Genomic DNA, 1103 nt, shown 5'->3' on the forward strand with positions numbered 1-1103 from the left:
CCCCGCTTTGTACGCGAGATCGAGGGGATCGCCGCGGGCGTCGGGCAGGATTTCGAAACGGTCTTCCTCTGGAACTGCTGGGGCGACCTGCAGCTTCCCGAGGACGTCTCCCCGGCAACGAAAGCGCTCGCCGCCACGGGCTGCACCTCGCTCCTCATTCCGGGGGAAGGTGACGGCCCGGCGGTAATTGCCCATAACGAGGACGGCGATGTTGAGATTGCTCGGCGCTGTCTCTGGGCCGAGGTCGAGCCCGATGAGGGCCCGGCCTGGAGCGGCTTCATGTACCCCGGCCAGTTGCTGGGGCATACGTTCGGCCTGAACGAGGCCGGGCTCGTCCAGACTGTCAACAACATCAGCGCCCATGATCTTCAGCCAGGCGTACCGCGGCAGATCATCTGCCGCGCGATCCTCGATGCGAGGAGCCTGGACGAAGCGGTCGAAATCCTGAGGCGTAAGGACCGTGCCAGCGGCTTTCACCACAATCTCGGTGAGGCGAAGACGCGGCGGCTCCTTTCCGTCGAAGCGCCCGCTTCAGGCTGCGCCATTCAGGAGGCCGCCTCGCCGCGAGCCCACGCAAACCACCTGCTCTTCGGGGAACTCAACGGGCTGGACCAGACGATCACGCTGTCTTCCCGTAACCGGCAGGAGGCGGCGGACCGGATGATCGCGGAAGGTGCGCTGGCAGGCGGTCCAGAGGCGGTGCTCTTCGATGAAACCACCCCGATCTATCGCGGCGAGTATGGGCGGGACGATTACGCCCAGACCCTTGCCACGGCCCTCTTCGCAATTTTCCCGGATCGTGTCGAATGGCGCGTGCACGCGACGCCGGACGAGCGCGACGCGCTAAGCGGAACGATGCAAGTCGTCTACTAGTACTAGCCCGCTGCCGCTATCGTCGAGTGGGTCTCTGCGGGAGAATATCCAGGTAACAGAGGATCGATCGTGTCGGGCAACCTGAGAATGGTGGCAGATGATACCGGGCAAGCCTTTAATCCAACCACCATCCAGGATGATCACCCAGCCATCTCCTTGCGCCGGGCCTTCACAAGCGGTTGCACCATTCTGATGTTTTTTTCGTGAAGCGGATCGGATCGATCTCTGTC

The 1103-nt window shown here is 63.2% G+C and carries 1 protein-coding gene; it reads left to right on the forward strand.

Features of this window, described 5'->3' with window-relative positions; translation table 11 throughout:
• On the forward strand, positions 1-873 hold an 873-nt coding region (locus tag EN749_RS36185), incomplete at its 5' end, for a C45 family peptidase (RefSeq protein ID WP_128365011.1).
• Positions 874-1103: the final 230 nt, after the last annotated feature.

This window comes from Mesorhizobium sp. M7A.F.Ca.ET.027.02.1.1, from assembly GCF_004022985.1.
Lineage (GTDB): Bacteria > Pseudomonadota > Alphaproteobacteria > Rhizobiales > Rhizobiaceae > Mesorhizobium.